This is a genomic window from Companilactobacillus nantensis DSM 16982, from assembly GCF_001435815.1.
Classification (GTDB): Bacteria; Bacillota; Bacilli; order Lactobacillales; family Lactobacillaceae; genus Companilactobacillus; species Companilactobacillus nantensis.
Genome location: NZ_AZFV01000040.1, coordinates 1 through 19,056, shown reverse-complemented (window position 1 = coordinate 19,056; position 19,056 = coordinate 1). Strand labels below are relative to the sequence as shown.

Annotated in this window: 15 protein-coding genes, 5 tRNA genes and 1 riboswitch; of the genes, 16 read left to right on the top strand and 4 right to left on the bottom strand. The window is 36.9% G+C overall.

The features are described from left to right. The first annotated feature begins 34 nt into the window (after nucleotides 1-34). Nucleotides 35-107, top strand: a tRNA-Asn gene (locus FD31_RS12560). 14 nt (nucleotides 108-121) lie between these two features. Next, nucleotides 122-212 (top strand) — tRNA-Ser (locus FD31_RS12555). 83 nt (nucleotides 213-295) lie between these two features. Here FD31_RS12555 and FD31_RS12550 read toward each other — a convergent pair. Beyond that, nucleotides 296-763 carry a VOC family protein gene (locus FD31_RS12550; protein WP_057893127.1) on the bottom strand — a complete coding sequence of 156 codons (468 nt, stop codon included), beginning with the start codon at nucleotides 761-763 and terminating at the stop codon, nucleotides 296-298. 180 nt (nucleotides 764-943) lie between these two features. On the opposite strand from FD31_RS12550, the gene FD31_RS12545 reads away from it, so the two are divergent. After that, nucleotides 944-1,017, top strand: a tRNA-Arg gene (locus FD31_RS12545). A 115-nt stretch (nucleotides 1,018-1,132) separates the two neighbouring features. Here the strand turns inward: FD31_RS12545 and dapF are convergent. Further along, nucleotides 1,133-2,098, bottom strand: coding sequence for a diaminopimelate epimerase (dapF, locus tag FD31_RS12540; protein WP_057893129.1), 966 nt, complete (start codon nucleotides 2,096-2,098; stop codon nucleotides 1,133-1,135). 13 nt (nucleotides 2,099-2,111) lie between these two features. Then, nucleotides 2,112-3,470 (bottom strand): aspartate kinase, encoded by a 1,359-nt coding sequence (locus tag FD31_RS12535; RefSeq protein WP_057893126.1) that lies wholly within the window; start codon nucleotides 3,468-3,470, stop codon nucleotides 2,112-2,114. Between the two features lie 146 nt (nucleotides 3,471-3,616). Beyond that, nucleotides 3,617-3,798: riboswitch (Lysine riboswitch) on the top strand. 77 nt (nucleotides 3,799-3,875) lie between these two features. On the opposite strand from FD31_RS12535, the gene lysA reads away from it, so the two are divergent. The 11 genes from lysA (at nucleotide 3,876) to FD31_RS12480 (ending at nucleotide 18,017) form a co-directional block, all read left to right on the top strand. After that, a complete protein-coding gene (lysA, locus tag FD31_RS12530) occupies nucleotides 3,876-5,159 on the top strand; it encodes a diaminopimelate decarboxylase (RefSeq protein ID WP_057893125.1) in 1,284 nt (427 codons plus the stop codon). A gap of 15 nt (nucleotides 5,160-5,174) precedes the next feature. Then, nucleotides 5,175-5,879 carry a 2,3,4,5-tetrahydropyridine-2,6-dicarboxylate N-acetyltransferase gene (gene dapD, locus FD31_RS12525; protein WP_057893124.1) on the top strand — a complete coding sequence of 235 codons (705 nt, stop codon included), beginning with the start codon at nucleotides 5,175-5,177 and terminating at the stop codon, nucleotides 5,877-5,879. Nucleotides 5,880-5,881: 2 nt separating this feature from the next. After that, nucleotides 5,882-7,039: an N-acetyldiaminopimelate deacetylase gene (locus tag FD31_RS12520; RefSeq protein ID WP_057893123.1), complete on the top strand. Its 1,158-nt coding sequence runs from the start codon at nucleotides 5,882-5,884 to the stop codon at nucleotides 7,037-7,039. Continuing rightward, the gene (dapA, locus tag FD31_RS12515) at nucleotides 7,040-7,909 is read left to right on the top strand and encodes a 4-hydroxy-tetrahydrodipicolinate synthase (RefSeq protein ID WP_057893122.1); all 870 of its coding nucleotides are present in this window, start codon (nucleotides 7,040-7,042) and stop codon (nucleotides 7,907-7,909) included. An 11-nt stretch (nucleotides 7,910-7,920) separates the two neighbouring features. Next, entirely contained in the window at nucleotides 7,921-8,694 is a 774-nt protein-coding gene (dapB, locus tag FD31_RS12510) for a 4-hydroxy-tetrahydrodipicolinate reductase (protein WP_057893121.1), read from the top strand. 386 nt (nucleotides 8,695-9,080) lie between these two features. Beyond that, on the top strand, nucleotides 9,081-10,265 hold the full coding sequence (locus FD31_RS12505) for an aminotransferase class I/II-fold pyridoxal phosphate-dependent enzyme (protein WP_057893120.1): 1,185 nt from the start codon (nucleotides 9,081-9,083) through the stop codon (nucleotides 10,263-10,265). 25 nt (nucleotides 10,266-10,290) lie between these two features. Continuing rightward, nucleotides 10,291-11,349 (top strand): aspartate-semialdehyde dehydrogenase, encoded by a 1,059-nt coding sequence (locus FD31_RS12500; protein WP_057893119.1) that lies wholly within the window; start codon nucleotides 10,291-10,293, stop codon nucleotides 11,347-11,349. A 285-nt stretch (nucleotides 11,350-11,634) separates the two neighbouring features. Then, on the top strand, nucleotides 11,635-12,969 hold the full coding sequence (locus FD31_RS12495; RefSeq protein ID WP_057893118.1) for a hypothetical protein: 1,335 nt from the start codon (nucleotides 11,635-11,637) through the stop codon (nucleotides 12,967-12,969). A gap of 245 nt (nucleotides 12,970-13,214) precedes the next feature. Then, a complete protein-coding gene (nrdD, locus tag FD31_RS12490) occupies nucleotides 13,215-15,425 on the top strand; it encodes an anaerobic ribonucleoside-triphosphate reductase (protein ID WP_057893117.1) in 2,211 nt (736 codons plus the stop codon). Beyond that, entirely contained in the window at nucleotides 15,355-15,936 is a 582-nt protein-coding gene (nrdG, locus tag FD31_RS12485; RefSeq protein WP_057893116.1) for an anaerobic ribonucleoside-triphosphate reductase activating protein, read from the top strand. Before nrdD ends, nrdG begins: the two co-directional genes overlap by 71 nt. Before the next feature lie 281 nt (nucleotides 15,937-16,217). Further along, on the top strand, nucleotides 16,218-18,017 hold the full coding sequence (locus FD31_RS12480) for a heavy metal translocating P-type ATPase (RefSeq protein ID WP_057893115.1): 1,800 nt from the start codon (nucleotides 16,218-16,220) through the stop codon (nucleotides 18,015-18,017). Here FD31_RS12480 and FD31_RS12475 read toward each other — a convergent pair. Further along, nucleotides 18,012-18,629 (bottom strand): DNA-3-methyladenine glycosylase, encoded by a 618-nt coding sequence (locus FD31_RS12475; RefSeq protein WP_235805369.1) that lies wholly within the window; start codon nucleotides 18,627-18,629, stop codon nucleotides 18,012-18,014. The two genes, FD31_RS12480 and FD31_RS12475, sit on opposite strands and share 6 nt — an antisense overlap. A gap of 131 nt (nucleotides 18,630-18,760) precedes the next feature. On the opposite strand from FD31_RS12475, the gene FD31_RS12470 reads away from it, so the two are divergent. Together FD31_RS12470 and FD31_RS12465 are read left to right on the top strand one after the other, a co-directional pair. Then, a tRNA-Glu gene (locus FD31_RS12470) sits at nucleotides 18,761-18,832 on the top strand. Between the two features lie 4 nt (nucleotides 18,833-18,836). Beyond that, nucleotides 18,837-18,909: transfer RNA gene (locus tag FD31_RS12465), tRNA-Val, on the top strand. Nucleotides 18,910-19,056 lie beyond the last annotated feature (147 nt).

The following is a 19,056-nucleotide window of genomic DNA, read 5'->3' as shown; positions in this document are numbered from 1 at the left end:
CCGCGAGGATAGGGAGTTGCCACGCTGTTATTATTCCGGTTTAGCTCAGTTGGTAGAGCACCTGACTGTTAATCAGGTTGTCGTCAGTTCGAGTCTGACAACCGGAGTTTTTTTTTATCTTGGAGAGTTGTCCGAGTGGTTGAAGGAGCATGATTGGAAATCATGTATACGGGTATTGACCTGTATCAGGGGTTCGAACCCCCTACTCTCCGTTGACTTTTAATTCAAAAGGGTAAAATATACCAATAAAAAAAGAGTTGTCATATCAAACGATGTGATGACTCTTTTTTTTGAATTAGTCTGTTTGGTGGTCTTGTGATTTTGACCAAGGTGATGTGTGTAGCATCCAATTGATACCATATTTATCAGTAAAACCACCCATTTTACCACCCCAGAATTGTTCAGCAAAGGGCATAGTAATGTCAACTTGTTGTGATTCTTCTAGATGTTTGTAAAAATCATCAGCTGCTTGTGCACTTTCTGGATTTTCACTATTAATATCTAATAGTAGTGAAACTTGTCCAGATGGTTCAGCATTGCCATTAAAGGCATCAGAACATTCAATTTTCATACCGAGAATAGTGAAGCCTGCGTGCATTGTTAAGTTGTCTAAATCAGTTCCTTCAGGAATATTAAATTGACTGGCTTGTTCGGCCTGAGGACTTAGACGATAAACTTCAGTTGCGCCAAAGACTGCTTGATAGTATTCAATAGCTTCCTTAGCGTTTTTAAAAGCTAGGTAGGGATAGATTTGTGATTGCATTGGAATCATCTCCAAGTTAATTTGATGCCCAAATTGTACCAGATTATTCATTAAATTGTCCTAATCTTGTTATGAAATTGTAAATTATTTTCAGTCTAAAATTTGCTGAAAAAAATTAAAAAATAAGTATACAAATTTACAATATGTATGCTATAATTATTTTTGTTGAGTTATTGATATGCGCCTATAGCGCAATTGGATAGAGTGTCTGACTACGAATCAGAAGGTTGTAGGTTCGACTCCTACTAGGCGCACTAACCTAAAAGACTTACGAGTTTATCTCGTAGGTCTTTTTTTTCTTTTCAAAAAAATAGACCGACAGTCCAATTGAGGATTGCCGGTCTTATTTAGTTAATAATCATGATAAATTTATTGAGCAATACTTTTAACGAATGCTTGATAATCCTTTTCTTCACCAGTTTCAGAGACATTTAGATCAGTAAGTTGATTGTTATGCAAAGCAAACTCGCTGATTTCAATTTCGTGGGTAAAGGTAGCATTGCCGATTAGTCGTAATTGGCTTTTTTCCTTGGTCTGATTCAAAGTAACTTTTGTTTTAACCATACCACCAGGGTTATAAACACTTATTTCCTCAGCGGGGTTAAATTTATCAGAATGGAGTAGAGCAAATGCCAAGCTGGTAGCTGACATACCAGTTCCACAGGCATTGGTGAAGCCAACACCACGTTCGTAGGTTTGAACAAACAATTTATTAGTATCAAGGATTTGACTAAAGCTGACATTGACACCTTCAGGGAAGAATTCGTTAGGAGCGTTGAGTTTTTGGCCGAGGTCACCAAGTTCCAACTGACTAACTTCGGGAACAAAGCTAATCAAGTGGGGGTTAGGGACGGCAATAGCAGTGAAACTCTGGTCAGGCAAAAACTCTGGTATCTTTTGATCAATCATTTCATCCTCATTATGATATGAAAATGGTAAATCTGTTTGGTTAAACGAAATAGGTGAAATTTCAACACTAAAAGCGGGAACGCCTTGATAAAAGTCAGTTGCTTTAGCAACATCCAGATCTGAAGCCATTGTTTCCACTTTAAATTCGTCCAATTGATATTTTTCGGATAAGTAACGGCTGACAGTTCTCAACCCGTTACCACACATTTTAGCCTCACTACCATCAGCATTGATAACACGCATTTTTCCTAGACAGCGTTCACTAGTATCAATTACTAATAAACCATCAGCACCACCAAGAATATTGGCACAGAAGTTAATTGCAACATTTTTTAATTCATTGTCATTTAAAGGTGTTTCGAGAAGCGTTTGATCTAAGATAAAAAATTTATTTTCTGAACCATGTACTTTGAGTAATTTTACCAATTTGTTCACCTCATTAATCGAAGAATGTTTTATAAATTTGTTTAACTGCATTATCCGCATCGGACTCCTGAATACCAATCATGATGGAAATGCGTGATGCGCCTTGGTTGATCATGTGTATAGCAATATTATTTTCTGTCAATGAATCAATAATTTCGCCTAATGTATTGACGTTATGAGCGATACCTTCGCCAACAACCATAATAATTGCATAATCGTCGATCCATTCCAAATAATCAGGCTGAAGTACTTCTTTAACATCATGACAGAGGTGTTTAATGGTTGTTTTATCAAGCTTGGTGCGGTCAAAGATGACAGTTAAGTCATCAATTCCGGAAGGCATATGTTCATAAGAAATATTATATTTATAAAAAATTTGAAGTAATTTTAAAGTAAATCCGACTTCTTTATTTAGTAAGTAGCGATGAATATATAGGGCCGAGAATCTTTTTGAACAGGCAATGCCCGTAATTTGATTAGAAGGATTAAATAAAAATTGTTCAGGTACGATTAGAGTACCGTCAGCACTAGGGTTATTCGTATTCTTCACATTGACAGGAACTTGTCCTTTGACGGCAGGAATAATTGCTTCATCTTGAAAGACTGAAAATCCAGCATATGAAAGTTCGCGCATTTCACGGTAAGACATTTTTTTAATTGCTTGTGGGTGTTTAACGACATGATTATTAGCAACATAAATTGCATCGACATCCGTAAAGTTTTCGTATAAATCGGCATGTAATCCCCGACTTAACAATGCACCTGTAATATCGGAACCACCTCGTGAAAAAGTATAAATATTACCATCTTGGCTGTAACCAAAGAATCCTGGAAAAACAGCTTTGGCATCATCAGGTAACTGCAATTTATCTAAATTAAGATAGGTTTCTGGAGAAATATCGGCATCATTTGGTTGACCGTGGACAATAATTCCAGCAGTTTTTGGATCAACAAAAATAGATTTAATTCCTTGGGCGTTCAAGACGGCATTTAAAAGAATTGCATTGAGAAATTCACCGTGAGCCTTAAATGCTGCCATCAAATATTCATCATCAACAAAATTTGTTGTAGCTAGTTTTACTAATTTATCTTTTAGAAGTTTAATAACTGAAACATCTAGTTGGAAATGGTCGCTTATTTCACGGTATCTTGAGATAATCTCTTTGACTATGTTGGTATAATCTATATTTTCCATAACTGCATTTGCATATTCAATTAATAAATCAGTAACTTTAGTATCGCCTGTGAAACGTTTTCCTGGAGCGGATGTAACAATAACCTTTCTGTCAAAGTCATCATTAACGATATTGATAACCTTCTCAAACTGCTCTCCAGTGGCGAGGGAACTGCCCCCAAACTTAACGACCTTCATACAATACACCTCTAAAATTAAATAGTTTTTAATGATGAGTGTATCATTTTTTGTTGTTATAACAAGAAAAAAATATTAATTTCGTATAAAAATGAGAATTTTATTAATAATACTTGACGAATTATGAGCGCTGTTATAATCTTAGTATCAATAAAAGAGGTCGCAATCGACATCAGTAAATGAGAGAGCTTCTGTTAAAGCGTTGAACTCATTGAAAGGGAAGATTGCCGAAGCGTTAAATTTTACAGGATTTAACAAGCTGGGGCGTATTAACAAGAGAATACGAACTGTCGTGGCTAATGGTCGGTCACGTTGAGCTTATGACAAAATTGATGCAGATTGTTAATGGATCTCTTTGTTATTAAGCAAAGAGGTCTTTTTTTATTTGGTAAAGGAGAAAATATTATGATTACAGATGAATTAACGAGCAAGAATGGACATTTGATGATAGGTGGAGTCGACAGTGTCGATTTAGCTAAAAAGTACGGAACACCATTGTATGTATTTGATGTTTCGAGTATCCGTGACCAAATAAGAAAATTTAAATCTGCATTTGAAAATGCTGGATTACATTATCAAATCAGTTATGCTAGCAAGGCTTTTGCAGTGAAAGCAATTTATCAAGTTATGAAACAAGAAGATGTTCATATTGATGTTGTGTCCGGTGGTGAATTACAAACGGCTTTAGCTGCTGGCTTTCCGAGTGACAAAATTAGTTTCCACGGTAATAACAAGACGTTTGAAGAGTTAGTGATGGCCGTTCAAAATCATGTTGGTGTAATTATGTTAGATAATTTCCATGAAATTGAGTTATTGTCACGTATTTTAAAAACAGACCACGAAAAAATCAATGTTATGTTGCGATTGACGCCTGGTATTTCCGCCCACACCCATAAATATGATCAAACCGGTCAAACTGATAGTAAATTTGGTTTCGACGTTGAATCTGGTCAAGCTAACAAAGCAATGCAACTTGTTTTGGAAGATGAAAATATGAATCTTCTAGGAATTCACGCTCATATCGGTTCCCAAATCTTTGGAACACAAGGTTTTGTCATGTTGGCTCAAAAGATGGTGGCAATGGCTAAGGATTTTCAAAAGGAATTTAATTATTGGCCAGAGGTTCTTAATCTAGGTGGTGGTTTTGGAATTAGTTATACCGAAGATGATGATCCAATTACCGCACAAGAATTTATTAATCAAATTGCTGATGAGTTAAAGAAGAATTGTGAAAAAGTTCCAGAAATTTGGATTGAACCTGGTCGTTCAATCGTTGGACCTGCAGGTTACACACTTTATACGATTGGTTCACGTAAAGATATTCCTGATTTAACACCTTACGTTGCTGTTGATGGTGGTATGGGTGACAATATTCGTCCAGCGTTGTATCAAGCTAAATATGAGGCAGTTGTGGCTAATAAGATGGATCAACCGATTGTTGAAACGGCTCATATAGCAGGTAAGTATTGTGAATCAGGTGATATCTTAATTGATCAACAAGCATTGCCTGCAACTAAGTCAGGTGATATTCTGGCAGTCCTTGATACAGGGGCATATGGCTATTCGATGGCCATGAATTATAATCGTAATCCCAGACCGGCAGTGGTTTTTGTTGAGAACGGTCATGATAAATTAGTTGTTAAACGTGAGACTTATCAAGATTTACTTAGTTTAGACTTGGATTATTAATTGGAGGAAAATTTGATGACAAAAATGGATGCACAAGAAATTATTAATTATATAGGAAACTCGAAGAAAACTACCCCAGCAAAAGTTTACTTGCAAGGGGATGTTTTCCAAATTAAATTTCCTTCAGAAATCAAAGTTTTTAAGAGTAATGATTTAGCCATTATTATTGGTGATTTTAAAGTAATCGAACCAATTTTAAAGGCAAATGATTTAACCGATTATTATGTTGAGTCCGATGGTCAAAATACTGGTGTTCCAATGCTTGATACGAAACATATCAATGCCCGAATTGAACCCAGTGCCATTATTCGTGATCGAGTAGCTATTGGTGATAACGCCGTTATTATGATGGGAGCGGTTATCAATATTGGTGCTGAAATTGGTGCCAAAACAATGATTGATATGGGTGCTGTCCTTGGCGGTCGTGCGATTGTAGGCGAAAATTCACATATCGGTGCTAATGCTGTATTAGCAGGTGTTGTTGAACCAGCTTCGGCACAACCTGTCAGAGTTGGCAACAATGTAATCGTCGGTGCCAACGCTGTTGTACTTGAGGGTGTTCAAGTTGGCGATGATGCAGTGGTTGGTGCTGGTGCAATCGTAACGAAAGATGTTGCTCCGGGCACAGTTGTTGCTGGTGTACCTGCCAAAATCCTTAAAGTTAAAGATCAAAAAACAACTGATAAGACGCAAATCGAGAGTACTTTAAGGAAGTTATAATTATGACATTATCAACTGATCAATTGATTCAAATTAGACGTCACTTACATTCGATTCCAGAATTAGCAATGCAAGAAGTTAAAACACATGCCTATGTTTTACAAGTGATTCAATCATTTTCTCAAACCAATTTGGAAATTAAAGAGCTACCAGAATTACCAACTGCTCTGTTGGTGTTGGTCAAGGGATCGAATCCCCAGAGAAATATCGGTTATCGCTGTGATATGGATGCTTTACCGGTGACTGAAAAAAACAATTTAACTTATGCTTCAACAAATCCTGGCGTAATGCATGCTTGTGGTCACGACCTACATACGACCGTAGCGTTGGGTATTCTGAATTATTTTAGTGAACATCAACCAAAAGATAATTTAGTTTTCTTCTTTCAACCGGCTGAAGAAAGTGAAAGCGGTGGGAAGGTTGCCTATGATTTGGGTGCCTTTAGTGGCGAGTTTCATGTAGATGAGTTTTATGGTTTGCATGATAATCCATTATTAAAAACTGGTGTAATCGGTTGTCGTGAAGGGACACTCTTTGCTGGAACGACAGAAGTTAATATCACGATTCACGGAAAAAGTGGTCACGCTGCTTATCCACATTTAGCTAATGATGCAATCGTCATCGCAGCTAACTTCATCAACCAAGTACAAACAGTGATTTCACGTAGCATTGATCCAATCAAGTGTGGCGTGATTACCTTTGGCAAGATGGATGCCGGTGTCATTCGCAATGTTATTGCAGGTGAGGCTCGGATTGAAGGAACGATTCGTGGTTTGACACAAGCGATGATTGAATTTATCCGCCAACGAATTTTGGAAATTACTGAAGGATTAGAAAAATCGTTTAATTGTCAAATTGATGTCGAGTATAACCAAGGCGGTTATTACCCAGTTGAGAATGATCCTACATTAACTAAACGTTTTATTAATTATATGAAGGAAAATAAAAAAATTGATTTTCAAGAGACTGAACCAAAGATGACCGGGGAAGATTTTGGTTATTTGATCAATAAGATTCCTGGAACAATGTTTTGGCTTGGCGTCGAAAGCAACGGGGCACTTCACTCAGCCGATTTTCAACCGAATGAAGCAGCTATTCAAAAAGGGATTGATGCGATGGTTGGCTTTTTGAACTATCGAATGAGTTTGGAGGAAAAGTAAATGGATGAAGCAATTGATTTAATGACAGCCATTATTACACCATTTGACGATGATGATCAGATTGATTATGAAGCCTTAAAAAAGTTAACTGAACACTTGTTGTCAACTGGAACGAAAGGCTTTGTAATTGGTGGGACGACTGGTGAAACGCCAACATTAACTGAATCTGAAAAGTTAGCTTTATATCAAAAATTTGTAGAAATCGTGGCTGGACGAGTTCCGATTATTGCTGGTGCAGGTAGTAATAGTACGAGTGGAACAATCGACTTTATTAAGAAATTAGCCAAAATTGATGGAATTGACATGGCATTAGTGGTGGTTCCTTATTACAACAAGCCTAATCAACGAGGGATGATTGCTCATTTCGAAACAGTTGCTAAAAATTCTCCACTACCATTAATGATTTACAACATTCCTGGTCGAACGGGAGTCTTGATGGAAAAGGAAACCGTTGTGCAATTGTCTAAGAACCAAAATATTGCTGGTGTAAAACAATGCAATACGTTAGAAGACTTGGAATATATTGTTGAACATACTGATGATGATTTTGCAGTTTTCAGTGGCGAAGATGCTCAGGCACTTTTTGCTAAAGTTATTGGAGCTAATGGTGTTATATCAGTTGCCGCACATATTTATGGTAATGAAATGACTGAAATGTATCGTTCGCTTGATGAGGGACATTATCAAATTGCTGGAAAAATTCAACGTCAATTGACGCCCAAGATGAATGCCTTATTCATGTATCCTTCACCTTCACCAGTTAAAGCAGCTTTAAATCGAACTGGCTATCATGTTGGTAGTTGTCGTTTACCAATCCTACCTTTGGATAAAGATGAACAAGAAAAATTATTTAAAATCTTAGATGTTTAGGGAGTTTTTTGATGATAAAAGTTATAATTTCAGGTTTTAGCGGATCAATGGGACAAAAGGCTACCAAGATGGTTAATGATTCAGATGATATGCAGTTAGTAGCCGGTTTTAATCCAATTGTGACAGACCTTGATCCTAAGTCATACGGCCTAGCTGACAATGTGAAGATTTTTAATAAATTAACCGATATTAATATGGCCGCTGATATTTGGATTGATTTTTCTATTCCCAGTGCAGTTTTCGCCAATACTAAATTTGCGATTGAATATGGAATTCGACCAGTTATTGGAACTAGTGGGATGAGTGAAGAACAAACTGCTGAGTTAAAGAGACTGGCTGATGCCAAAAATCTTGGTGGAATTATTGCTTCTAATTTCGGTTTGTCAGCGGTCTTAATGATGAAATTTGCTCAAGTAGCGGCTAAGTATTTTGCAGAATCGGAAATTGTTGAAAAGCATCATGAAGATAAAATTGATGCGCCGTCAGGTACTGCTTTGAATACAGCTCGTTTAATTTATCAAGCTAGAGGACATGATCAAGTACAGCACAGTAACGACGATCCCTTGGGAACACGTGGTGGCGATTATCACGGGACGAAGATTCATGCGTTACGTTTGCCTGGTTTTGTAGCTGATGAAGAAGTTATCTTTGGTGGTGTCGGTGAAACATTGACTATTTCTCAAAGTACGACCGACCGTCAAAGCTTTATGACTGGTGTAAAACTGGCAATTCATGAAGTAATGCAACAAGACCATTTAGTTATTGGGTTAGAGCAAATTATTTAGGAATAATTATTGATGAAAAAGTTATTTTCATAGAAAAGTTAGAATAAATTTAATTTTTATCGAGGAACTTTACAGTTAATTTTATTAACACAACAGTAAAATTTATATATCAGTAGTATTGACCGAATTTGTTGGAAATAAAATAAGTATGAGGCTTTATTGCTTATATAATAAAACATTGTTGAAATTATCGGCTTGTGCAAAGTTCAAAGATAAGCCGTTAGAACTTAGTTCAAATTGTTTCTGTAACGGGATTTGCCCTAGTTAACTGACAATAAACTATTTCACAAACTAAGAAAATATTTAAAAAGATTACAAAAGCTCTAATATTTTCATTGGATTTGTTATATTATTAAACTACATTAATTTTTAAGGAGTGTTGAAGAATGCCAGAATTAGATTCGTCAGTCAAAAACGTAGTAAATGAAATAATTGCCCCTATGGGTAGATCAATGATCAGAGAATTTGCTGAAAAATTTGCAAAGATTCCTGGGTTAGTAAAATTAACTCTTGGTGAACCTAACTTTAACGTTCCCGAACACGTTAAAGATGCAGCTATTGAAAGTATCAAAGAAAATGAATCACATTACTCAGACCAAAAGGGATTCTTGAGTTTAAGAGAAGCAATTTCAGGTTACTTGGACAAACAATTTGATTTGCAATACGATCCAGAAACAGAAATTATTGTTACGATTGGTGCAACTGAAGCTATTTTCGATTCACTTGCAGCTATTATCAATCCTGGCGACAAGGTTATTATTCCTACACCAACATTTGCCTTGTACATTCCAATCGTTAAGATTCTTGGTGGAGTGCCTGTTCAAATTGACACAACTGCCGATGGTTTCCGGATGACTGGTAAACGCTTGGAAGAAGTTATTCAAGCTGAAGGTCCAGAAAATGTTAAAGCAATGATGCTGAACTTCCCAGGTAACCCAACTGGTTTTGTTTACTCAAAGGACGAATTACAAGAAATCGTTGATGTCGTTAAAGATAAGAACATGTTTGTTATTTCTGATGAAATCTATGCTGAATTGACATACGGTCACAAGCATTTATCACTTGCTAAGTTGATGCCTGGTAAGACTATTTTGATTAACGGTCTTTCTAAATCACATGCTATGACAGGATACAGAATCGGTTATATTGCAGCACCAAAAGATTTTGTTGAACAAGCTAACAAGATGCACGCCTTTACCGTTACGGCCCCTTCAAACCCAGCACAATATGCTGCTCAAGAAGCTTTGACTAATGGTATCGATGATCCAATCGCAATGCGTGATATTTATCAAGAACGTCGTGATTTCTTAGTTGCTCAATTAAATGATATGGGTTATGAAACAGCTCTTCCAGAAGGCGCATTCTACACGTTCTCCAAGATTCCTACTAAGTACAACTTAAGTTCAATTGATTTTGCTAACAAATTGGCTGAAGAAGGACTTGTCGGTGTAACTCCGGGTGTCGCCTTTGGTAAAGGTGGCGAAGGGTACTTCCGAATTTCATACGCTGCCTCAATGGAAGACATTCAAGAAGCTATGAAACGTTTGAAGAAGTTCACGGCTAGTTTATAAAATATAGTTAAGGGATGGATTTTTTATGAGTGGATATACAGTAGCAATTTTAGGTGCCACAGGCGCCGTTGGAACACGTTTAATTCAACAATTGGAACAATCAACTATTCCTGTATCAAAAATTAAATTATTAGCTTCAAGTCGTTCAGCTGGCAAGAAACTACAATTTAATGGCGAGGACGTTATCGTTGAAGAAGCTAAACCAGAATCCTTTGAAGGTGTTGATCTTGTTTTGGCATCAGCTGGTGGGGCTGTTTCAAAGAAACTTTTGCCTGAAGCGGTCAAACGCGGTGCTGTTTGTGTTGATAATACCAGTGCTTTTCGAATGGAAGAAGACGTACCTTTGGTAGTTCCTGAAGTTAACGAAGCTGCTTTGTATAACCATCATGGAATTATTGCCAATCCTAACTGTTCGACGATTCAAATGATGGTCGCTTTGGAACCAATTCGAAAGGCTTTTGGTTTGAAGCAAATTATTGTTTCAACTTATCAAGCAGCTAGTGGTGCCGGTCAAACTGCTTTGGATGAATTATATTCTGAGGCACAAGATTACTTAGATGGTAAAGACATGAAAGCAGATATTTTTCCAACGAAGGGTGATAAGGAGCACTATCCTTTAGCTTTCAACCTCTTACCACAAATCGATGTCTTAGAAGATAATCTTTATTCTCACGAAGAGTGGAAGATGATCCATGAAACTAAGAAGATTATGTTGGGTGATATGAATTCACCTGAAATCAAGGTCACAGCTACTTGTGTCAGAGTGCCAGTACCAATTAGCCACGGTGAATCTATTTATATTGAAGTTAACGATAAATCAGCTACAACTGAAAAAATTCAACAATTAATTAAAGATGCCCCTGGAGCTATTTTGCAAGATGATCCAGCCCACCAAGTTTATCCACAACCAGTAAATGCTGTGGGTAGTCGTGATACCTTTGTCGGACGGATTCGTCCCGATTTGGAAAATGAAGGAGCCTTCAATATGTGGGTTGTTTCCGACAATCTATTAAAAGGTGCAGCTTGGAATACTGTGCAAATTGCTGAAAGATTAGTTGCCGATGATTTAGTACATGTAAACTAAATTAACTAGCACCATGCGTTAATTTAGGAAATATCTAAAGTGTCTCTGAGATTTTCAGGGATACTTTTTTTGATTCTGTTATTTTCGTAGTTTTTACATTATCGTATTCAAAAAAATATCATTAAATTACTAATACCTTAGCCTCTGGGAGCAGCCCAAATCTCGTGCTTCCAGAGGCGGCCACACCCCAAAACATAATTAATAGCCAAATTAAACTGTGTTCCATATTTTTTGGTCTATTTCTGTTAAAATGTTTAAAGACATTTAATTTCAGGTGAGAAAAAAATGAAGCGAATAATGAATATATTTAACGAAGGTGTTTTGGATCTTTTAGCCAACGCCGGCGTCGCGATACCGTATTTTTTCTGTTTGACGTTATATAACCAAAATAAGAGCGTTTTTGCGTATGCTCTGCCATTCTTAATGCTTTATACTTTTAGAGCTTTAGGGATGCTATTAACGACGTTTATTACGTTGCCAGCTTCAACAATGCTAGCAATGTCCAGTTGCTTTGGAGTGATAGGATCATTGTTCATCCTAGGTGCTGCTAATCCTGTTATGGGCATTATCGGTGGTGTATTACTAGGATTGGCTTCCAGTTGGATTTGGCCATATTATTTGACCGTTCGTTCGCGAGGGCAGATGGATAAAGAATTCAAGTTTAATCGAATGCATGGCTTGTCAGTCGTCTTGACACTGATTATTTTGCTGGTTGTGCAGTTGATTGCCACGAAGACTAAATTATTGAATTTGTCATTTATTTTGTTAGCATTTTTGTTCTTTGCGGCGATGGTGGGTGGTATGCAAATCACTCACAGGTTGACGTTTTATCAAGGGATGGAAAAGAAACCCAAGTTTCACGTTAATTCATTGTTTAGCTTGATTGTCCTTGCCAGTTTAGTTATGCTGATTTTTATTATTCGTTATAGTAGGCTCAAAGAAGTTTCCAATACATTTGATTTGTTGATTAGCATGGCATCAATCATATTGTTCTTATTTTTAGCCTATTATCAATTAGACATTCATAAAAAGCTTTTCCCATTGAGTATGGCTGCTGTCAACCGTGGGGTAGTTATGAACTATGTAATGCTTTACGCTATTTTTGATAGTACGATTCGATTTGGTTTCAACAGTTTGATGTTAGTTTATACGATTTACTTAGTTGGTTTTCAAGTGGGACCATTGTTGAATAAGCGTCATCGTGGTGCGCGTTATCCGTTGTTATTGCTTGGTTTAGTTTTGGCGCTATTTAATCCAACATATTTTGTAGGATTGTTCCTTTGTGCGCTCTTTGTTGGTGCTGATAATCGAATTTTAAATGATGAGCTATATGCAAATACTAATATTGATGCTGAAAGAGCCTTTCTGATTAAATATCAATTATCAAGTGTGGGTAATGTTTCACAGCAATTGGTTTACATGACAACGATTTATTTTGTCAGTTACTTTATGAAGATTGATGCCTTAGGTTTCTTCAATAATAATATTCATGGAGGACCAACAGTGGGTGTCTTGTATGGCGTACATATTTTTATTACTGCGGTGGTATTTATCTGTGCAGCTGTGACATTTTATTTTGTTCGCAAACGTGAACAAAAAACGACCATTACAACGTTATAAAATTAAAACAATTAAAATTTTTTGAGCATGAACATATGTTTGAATATCAATAACTTGAACTGAATGTAACGACGATTTGTGAAAGCTTTGGAATTACAATTTCTTAGAAAATCAAATAAGACTACTATATCTAGTGTGAATGTGTTATATAACACATCATCTGGTATTTAGTAGTCTTATTTTTTTATTTATTTTTTTGTAGAATGATATCAGTATTGAGCGTCAAAGGTGTAGGAGGAAAATTTATGACTGCCAGATTAAATGAACTAGTATCCATTCCAGTTGAGAAAAGAAGCGGTGTTAAAACTGCTTTCTATCCATATAAAATAGCTTTTGTTTTAGATCAATTACAATTGACAGAAGAGCAAAAACAACTCGTTGTTGATAAATTGGTTCAAAATTTCCATAACAGTGAATTACTGACCACTACTGAATTACATAGCTTTATTTTTCGTGTCCTAAATGAAAATGGTATGGCTGATCAAGCTAAAGCTTATGAAACATATTTTCAAAAGGATCAAGATAAGTTTGCCAAGGCAGCAAACGTTCAATTAAATATTGAACGATTATTTAATCGAAATGATGATGTTGTCCATGAGAATGCTAATAAAGACAGTAATATTTTTAATACCCAACGTGATCTTGAAGCTGGAGTAGCCAGTCGAGCAATGGGATTGAAGATGTTACCTGAATTGGTAGCTAAATCGCATTTACGAGGCGACATTCACTGGCACGATTTGGATTATTCTCCCGTAACTCCAGAGACTAACTGTTGTCTGATTGATTTTGACGAGATGCTCAGTAATGGTTTTAAGATTGGTAACGCTTGGGTCTCATCACCACGTTCTATTCAAACCGCAACTGCTCAAATGTCACAAATTATTGCGAACGTCGCATCATTACAATATGGTGGTTGTTCAGCTAACCGTATCGATCAATTATTGGCACCTTATGCTGAGATTAATTATCAAAAACATTTAAAAGATGCTCGGAAATGGATTGCTGAAGATAAACAAGATGAGTTTGCCCGTGAAAAGACCCGTAAGGACATTTACGACGCTATGCAGGCACTTGAATACGAAATCAATACACTTTACTCTTCACAGGGACAAACACCGTTCACGACGATTAATTTCGGTTTAGGGACAAGTTGGATCGAACGAGCAATTCAAAAATCAATCCTAGAAATTAGAATTAAAGGATTAGGAAAAGAACATCGAACAGCTATTTTCCCTAAGTTAACTTTTACGATTAAACGAGGTTTGAATTTAAATCCAGATGATCCTAATTACGATATTAAAGAATTAGCTTTGGAATGTTCAACTAAGCGGATGTATCCTGATTTGTTGATGTATGACAAGATTAAAGAAATTACTGGCAGTTTCAAGACACCAATGGGCTGTCGATCATTTTTACAAGGCTGGAAAGATGAGAACGGTAAAGAAGTTAATTCCGGGCGAATGAATTTAGGCGTTGTAACGGTCAATTTACCTAGAATTGCTTTGGAATCTAAAGGAAATGTTGATTTATTTTGGCAGATTTTCGATGAGAAAATGCAGATTTGTCACACGGCTTTGGAGTATCGAATTGAACGAACAAAACAAGCCAAGCCTGAGAATGCACCGTTATTATATATGTATGGCGCCTTTGGTAAACGTTTAAATAAAGATGATAGTATTGATGAATTATTTAAGAATGAACGGGCAACGGTATCATTAGGATATATTGGATTGTATGAAGTTTGTACAGAATTCTTTGGTGATAAGTGGGAAGGCAATCAAGAAGCTCATGATTTCGCCGAAAGCATTGTTAAGGCGTTACACGAAAAATGTGTCGGCTGGGCTAAGGAGAGTGGCTATCATTACAGCCTTTACTCAACGCCAGCTGAATCATTGACTGATACTTTTTGTCGCGATGATTTGGATAAGTTCGGCGTTATACCAAATATTACGGAAAAAGAGTATTACACAAATAGTTTCCATTATGACGTCCGTAAACATCCTAATCCATTTGAAAAATTAACTTTTGAAGAAGTCTTTCCTAAGTATGCTTCAGGTGGATTCATTCATTATTGCGAATATCCTAATTTGCGTCAAAATCCTAAGGCTTTGGAAGCTGTCTGGGATTGGGCTTATGACCATGTTGGTTATTTGGGTACAAATACTTCAATTGATCAATGTTTTGAATGTGGTTTTAAAGGCGAATTCAATGCCACAGCCCGTGGATTTGTCTGTCCACAGTGTGGTAACCATGATCCGATGACTTGTGACGTGGTTAAGAGAACTTGTGGCTATTTAGGCAATCCACAACAAAGACCAATGATTCATGGTCGTCACGTTGAGATTGCTTCACGTAGAAAAAATATGACTTCGGAGATGATACAGCATGCGGCAAAATATGAGAGAACCAAACAATCCGACTCCCAAAGAATGGTTGAGCGAGGACCTCAGTCTTAAGATGATTGCCGATTATAAACCATTTAACTTTGTTGATGGTGAAGGAGTTAGATGCAGTTTGTATGTTTCGGGTTGTCCATTCCGTTGTCCAGGGTGTTATAACGTTGCGGCTCAAGATTTTCGTTATGGAAAACCATATACGCAAGAATTAGAGGATCAAATCATAAAGGACTTGAGTCAGAGTTACGTCCAAGGTTTAACATTTCTTGGTGGGGAACCATTTTTGAATACACAAGTCTGTTTATCGTTATGCAAACGAATTCGTAAAGAGTTTGGACATACAAAAGATATTTGGTCTTGGAGTGGCTATTCATGGGAAGAGTTACTAAAAGATTCAGATGATAAGTTAGAAATGTTATCACTGATTGATATCTTAGTTGACGGACGTTTCTTGTTGCCTAAGAAAGATTTAACGTTACAATTCCGTGGATCATCCAATCAAAGAATCATTGATGTACCAAAGTCTTTGGCTAGTGGTAGCGTTGTGATTTGGGATAAATTGGTTAAATAGCTTTTATCAAGTGATAAACATAAAACATTGTGACGGCTATATCAAATTTTGATATGGCTGTTTTTTCTTGCCATAATTAACGAAAATTTGTCATAATTTTAACTAGATGAATATCTTTCCATTTAAAATAGTACTTAGAAATCTACTTGTGTAGCCGATGATTTGTCTTTTGTTGAAATGATAACTAAATGAGAATCATTCCAAATAAGTGTTCACTTTCTGAATAAATGAATGTATAATCAGGGTATAAATAGAATTATTAACGGGAGGGTTGTGATTTTATGAACTCAGACAAAATTAAACTATACGGAACATTAACTATTGGTTTTGCGGCTGCTGTTTTACAGTTTGGTTTTAATCAAGCTGGATATGCACAGCTGATTATTAGTATTTTGGGGCTACTATTAGCGCTAATAATGTTTGTCGACATGATCAAGGTCCTCAAGTCAGGTAATTTTGGGATTGATCTATTGGCTATTACAGCGATTGTAGCCACAATCACATTAGGCCAATATTGGGCCGGTTGGATTGTTCTTTTGATGCTAACTGGTGGTGATACGCTGGAAGAATATGCAGCAAACAAGGCTAAGAGTGAACTTAAGTCCTTGTTGGATAACACACCATCACAGGCTCACTTAATTGATAATAATCACATTAAAGATATTGATATTGACGATGTAAAAATCGGGGATGAGTTATTGATTCGTCCTAAGGAACAAGTTCCAGTCGATGGTACAGTTTACGATGGTCAATCAGAAGTTGATGAATCGTCACTAACAGGTGAATCGGTGCCAGTTAATGTGGCTGAGGGTAAGTATGTTATGTCTGGTTCTATTAACGGTGAGAATCCATTTAAGATCCGTGCTGAAAAGGTTGCGGCTGATTCAGAATATCAAGCTATCGTTAAGTTAGTTAAGGAATCAGAAACACACCCAGCACATTTCGTTAGACTAGCTGATCGATATGCTGTTCCATTTACGTTAATTGCTTATGTAATTGCTGGTATTGCTTGGTATATCTCCAAAGATCCTGTTAGAATCGCGCAGGTTTTAGTTGTCGCTTCACCTTGTCCATTGATTTTGGCAGCACCGATTGCCTTTGTTTCAGGGATGAGTCGAACTAGCCGGAACGGAATCATTATTAAATCTGGTACTGCTCTAGAAAAATTAAACTCAGCTCAGACGGTTGCTTTTGATAAGACTGGTACTATTACAATGGGGAAGTTAGTGGTTGATCAAATCAAGACTGCCAATGACTTTAAGCCAGAAACTGTTATGTCTTATGCCGCCTCAATTGAACAAAATTCAAGTCACGTTATGGCTGAAGCAATTGTTAATTATGCCAAAGATCGTAATTTATCAATGAGTAATGCTGAAGATTTGAAAGAAGTCACAGCTGAAGGTATTGTCGGTAAGATTGATGGTCATATTGTTAAAGTTGGTCAAGGAAAGTTTGTTACCGATGAACCGGTCGAAGAAGTTAAAGGTTCTGGTGTTTATGTTTCAATCGACGGTAAATACGCTGGTGTTTATAGTTTGCTTGATCAAATTCGTCCGGAATCTAAATCAACAATTCAAAAATTGAAAGATTTTGGTATTAAAAATATTTTGATGATTTCAGGGGATAAAAAAGAAGCAACCGAAATGGTTGCCTCAGAAGTTGGTATTACAAAAGCTTATCCATCAAGTTTGCCAGCTGATAAGGTTAAAATTATCAATGGTTTGGATAAGGAATATCACCCAACAGTTATGGTAGGTGATGGGGTCAACGATGCTCCTGCTTTAGCATTAGCCGATGTTGGTATTGCAATGGGTTATAAAGGTGCTAATGCCGCCAGTGAATCAGCTGACGCCGTTATTTTACAAGATGATTTAAGCAAGGTAAGTTTAGTAGTCAAAATTGCTCATGATACGATGAAAGTTGCCCGTGAAGCTGTTTTAATTGGTATCTTTATCTGTATTGCTTTGATGGTCGTAGCTGCCTTTGGTTTGATTCCGACAATTATCGGTGCTTTACTTCAAGAAGTCGTCGATACAGTTGCAATTCTTTATGCCTTACGTGCTCGTAGCGATCGTTTATAGCCAACCGTAAGTTTCGAGATTCATATCACGTTTAGGCAGTTTAGAGACGTATGGATTACCTTCAACAATAAAACGCATATTTTTAGAAGTCCAAGGCTCCTTATTTTTCACACCGATTCGAGGTGTTGCTAAAATATTTTTAGGAGTTTGGACTTTTTTTGTGGAAAAATTAAAATTATTTTCGTTTAATTTTGTACCTGAAAGGGACTTGTCTTTAATACCAAATGCGGCCATCCATTTTGCAGGACCATTGGTTATTTCAAATCCAGTTCGATTGCGATTGATTTCCATTTGTTCAATACCTTCCAGTGGTTGTAAGGCTCGAATAAGTATTCCGTTGGGAGTGCCAGTTTTTTGAATACTAATATCCATATCTAACCAACTGTGGATCGAATAAATATAAATTGTACCGCCGGATTGATAGAGTGGGTCATTGGCTGGAGTATGCCGACCATTGTAACTGTGAGATGCCATATCGATTGGCCCGAGGTAAGCTTCAGTCTCGACAATTAACCCTGCAAATAATCCTTGGTCAGATTTGTAAGAAAATGTATGTCCTAGCATGTCTTGAGCTAAGTCCATTGTTTCCGCTGTTTCAAAGTATTTTTGCACGTTCAAAATCCATTATCCTCCTAATTTTAAAAAAAGTTCGAAAAAAGTTAAAAAAAAGCTTGCTACACCTTTATTATTATTGTATTATATTTCTTGTGCTTGAGAGAGCAATATATCAATTAAATATTTATGACTCCTTGGTCAAGTGGTTAAGACACCGCCCTTTCACGGCGGTAACATGGGTTCAAATCCCGTAGGAGTCATTTTGGAGGATTAGCTCAGCTGGGAGAGCATCTGCCTTACAAGCAGGAGGTCACAGGTTCGATCCCTGTATCCTCCATTCCAAAACACTTTAACATCTAACTTCGGTTAGGTGTTTTTTTGTGTCGTTTTTTGGGAGATGCCGTCGGGAGGGCGGATAATCCAGGCCTGCTGTGCGGACTGGGCCGAGCCAAGGTCTCGTCCGAGGCTGCTGAAAAAGTCCATT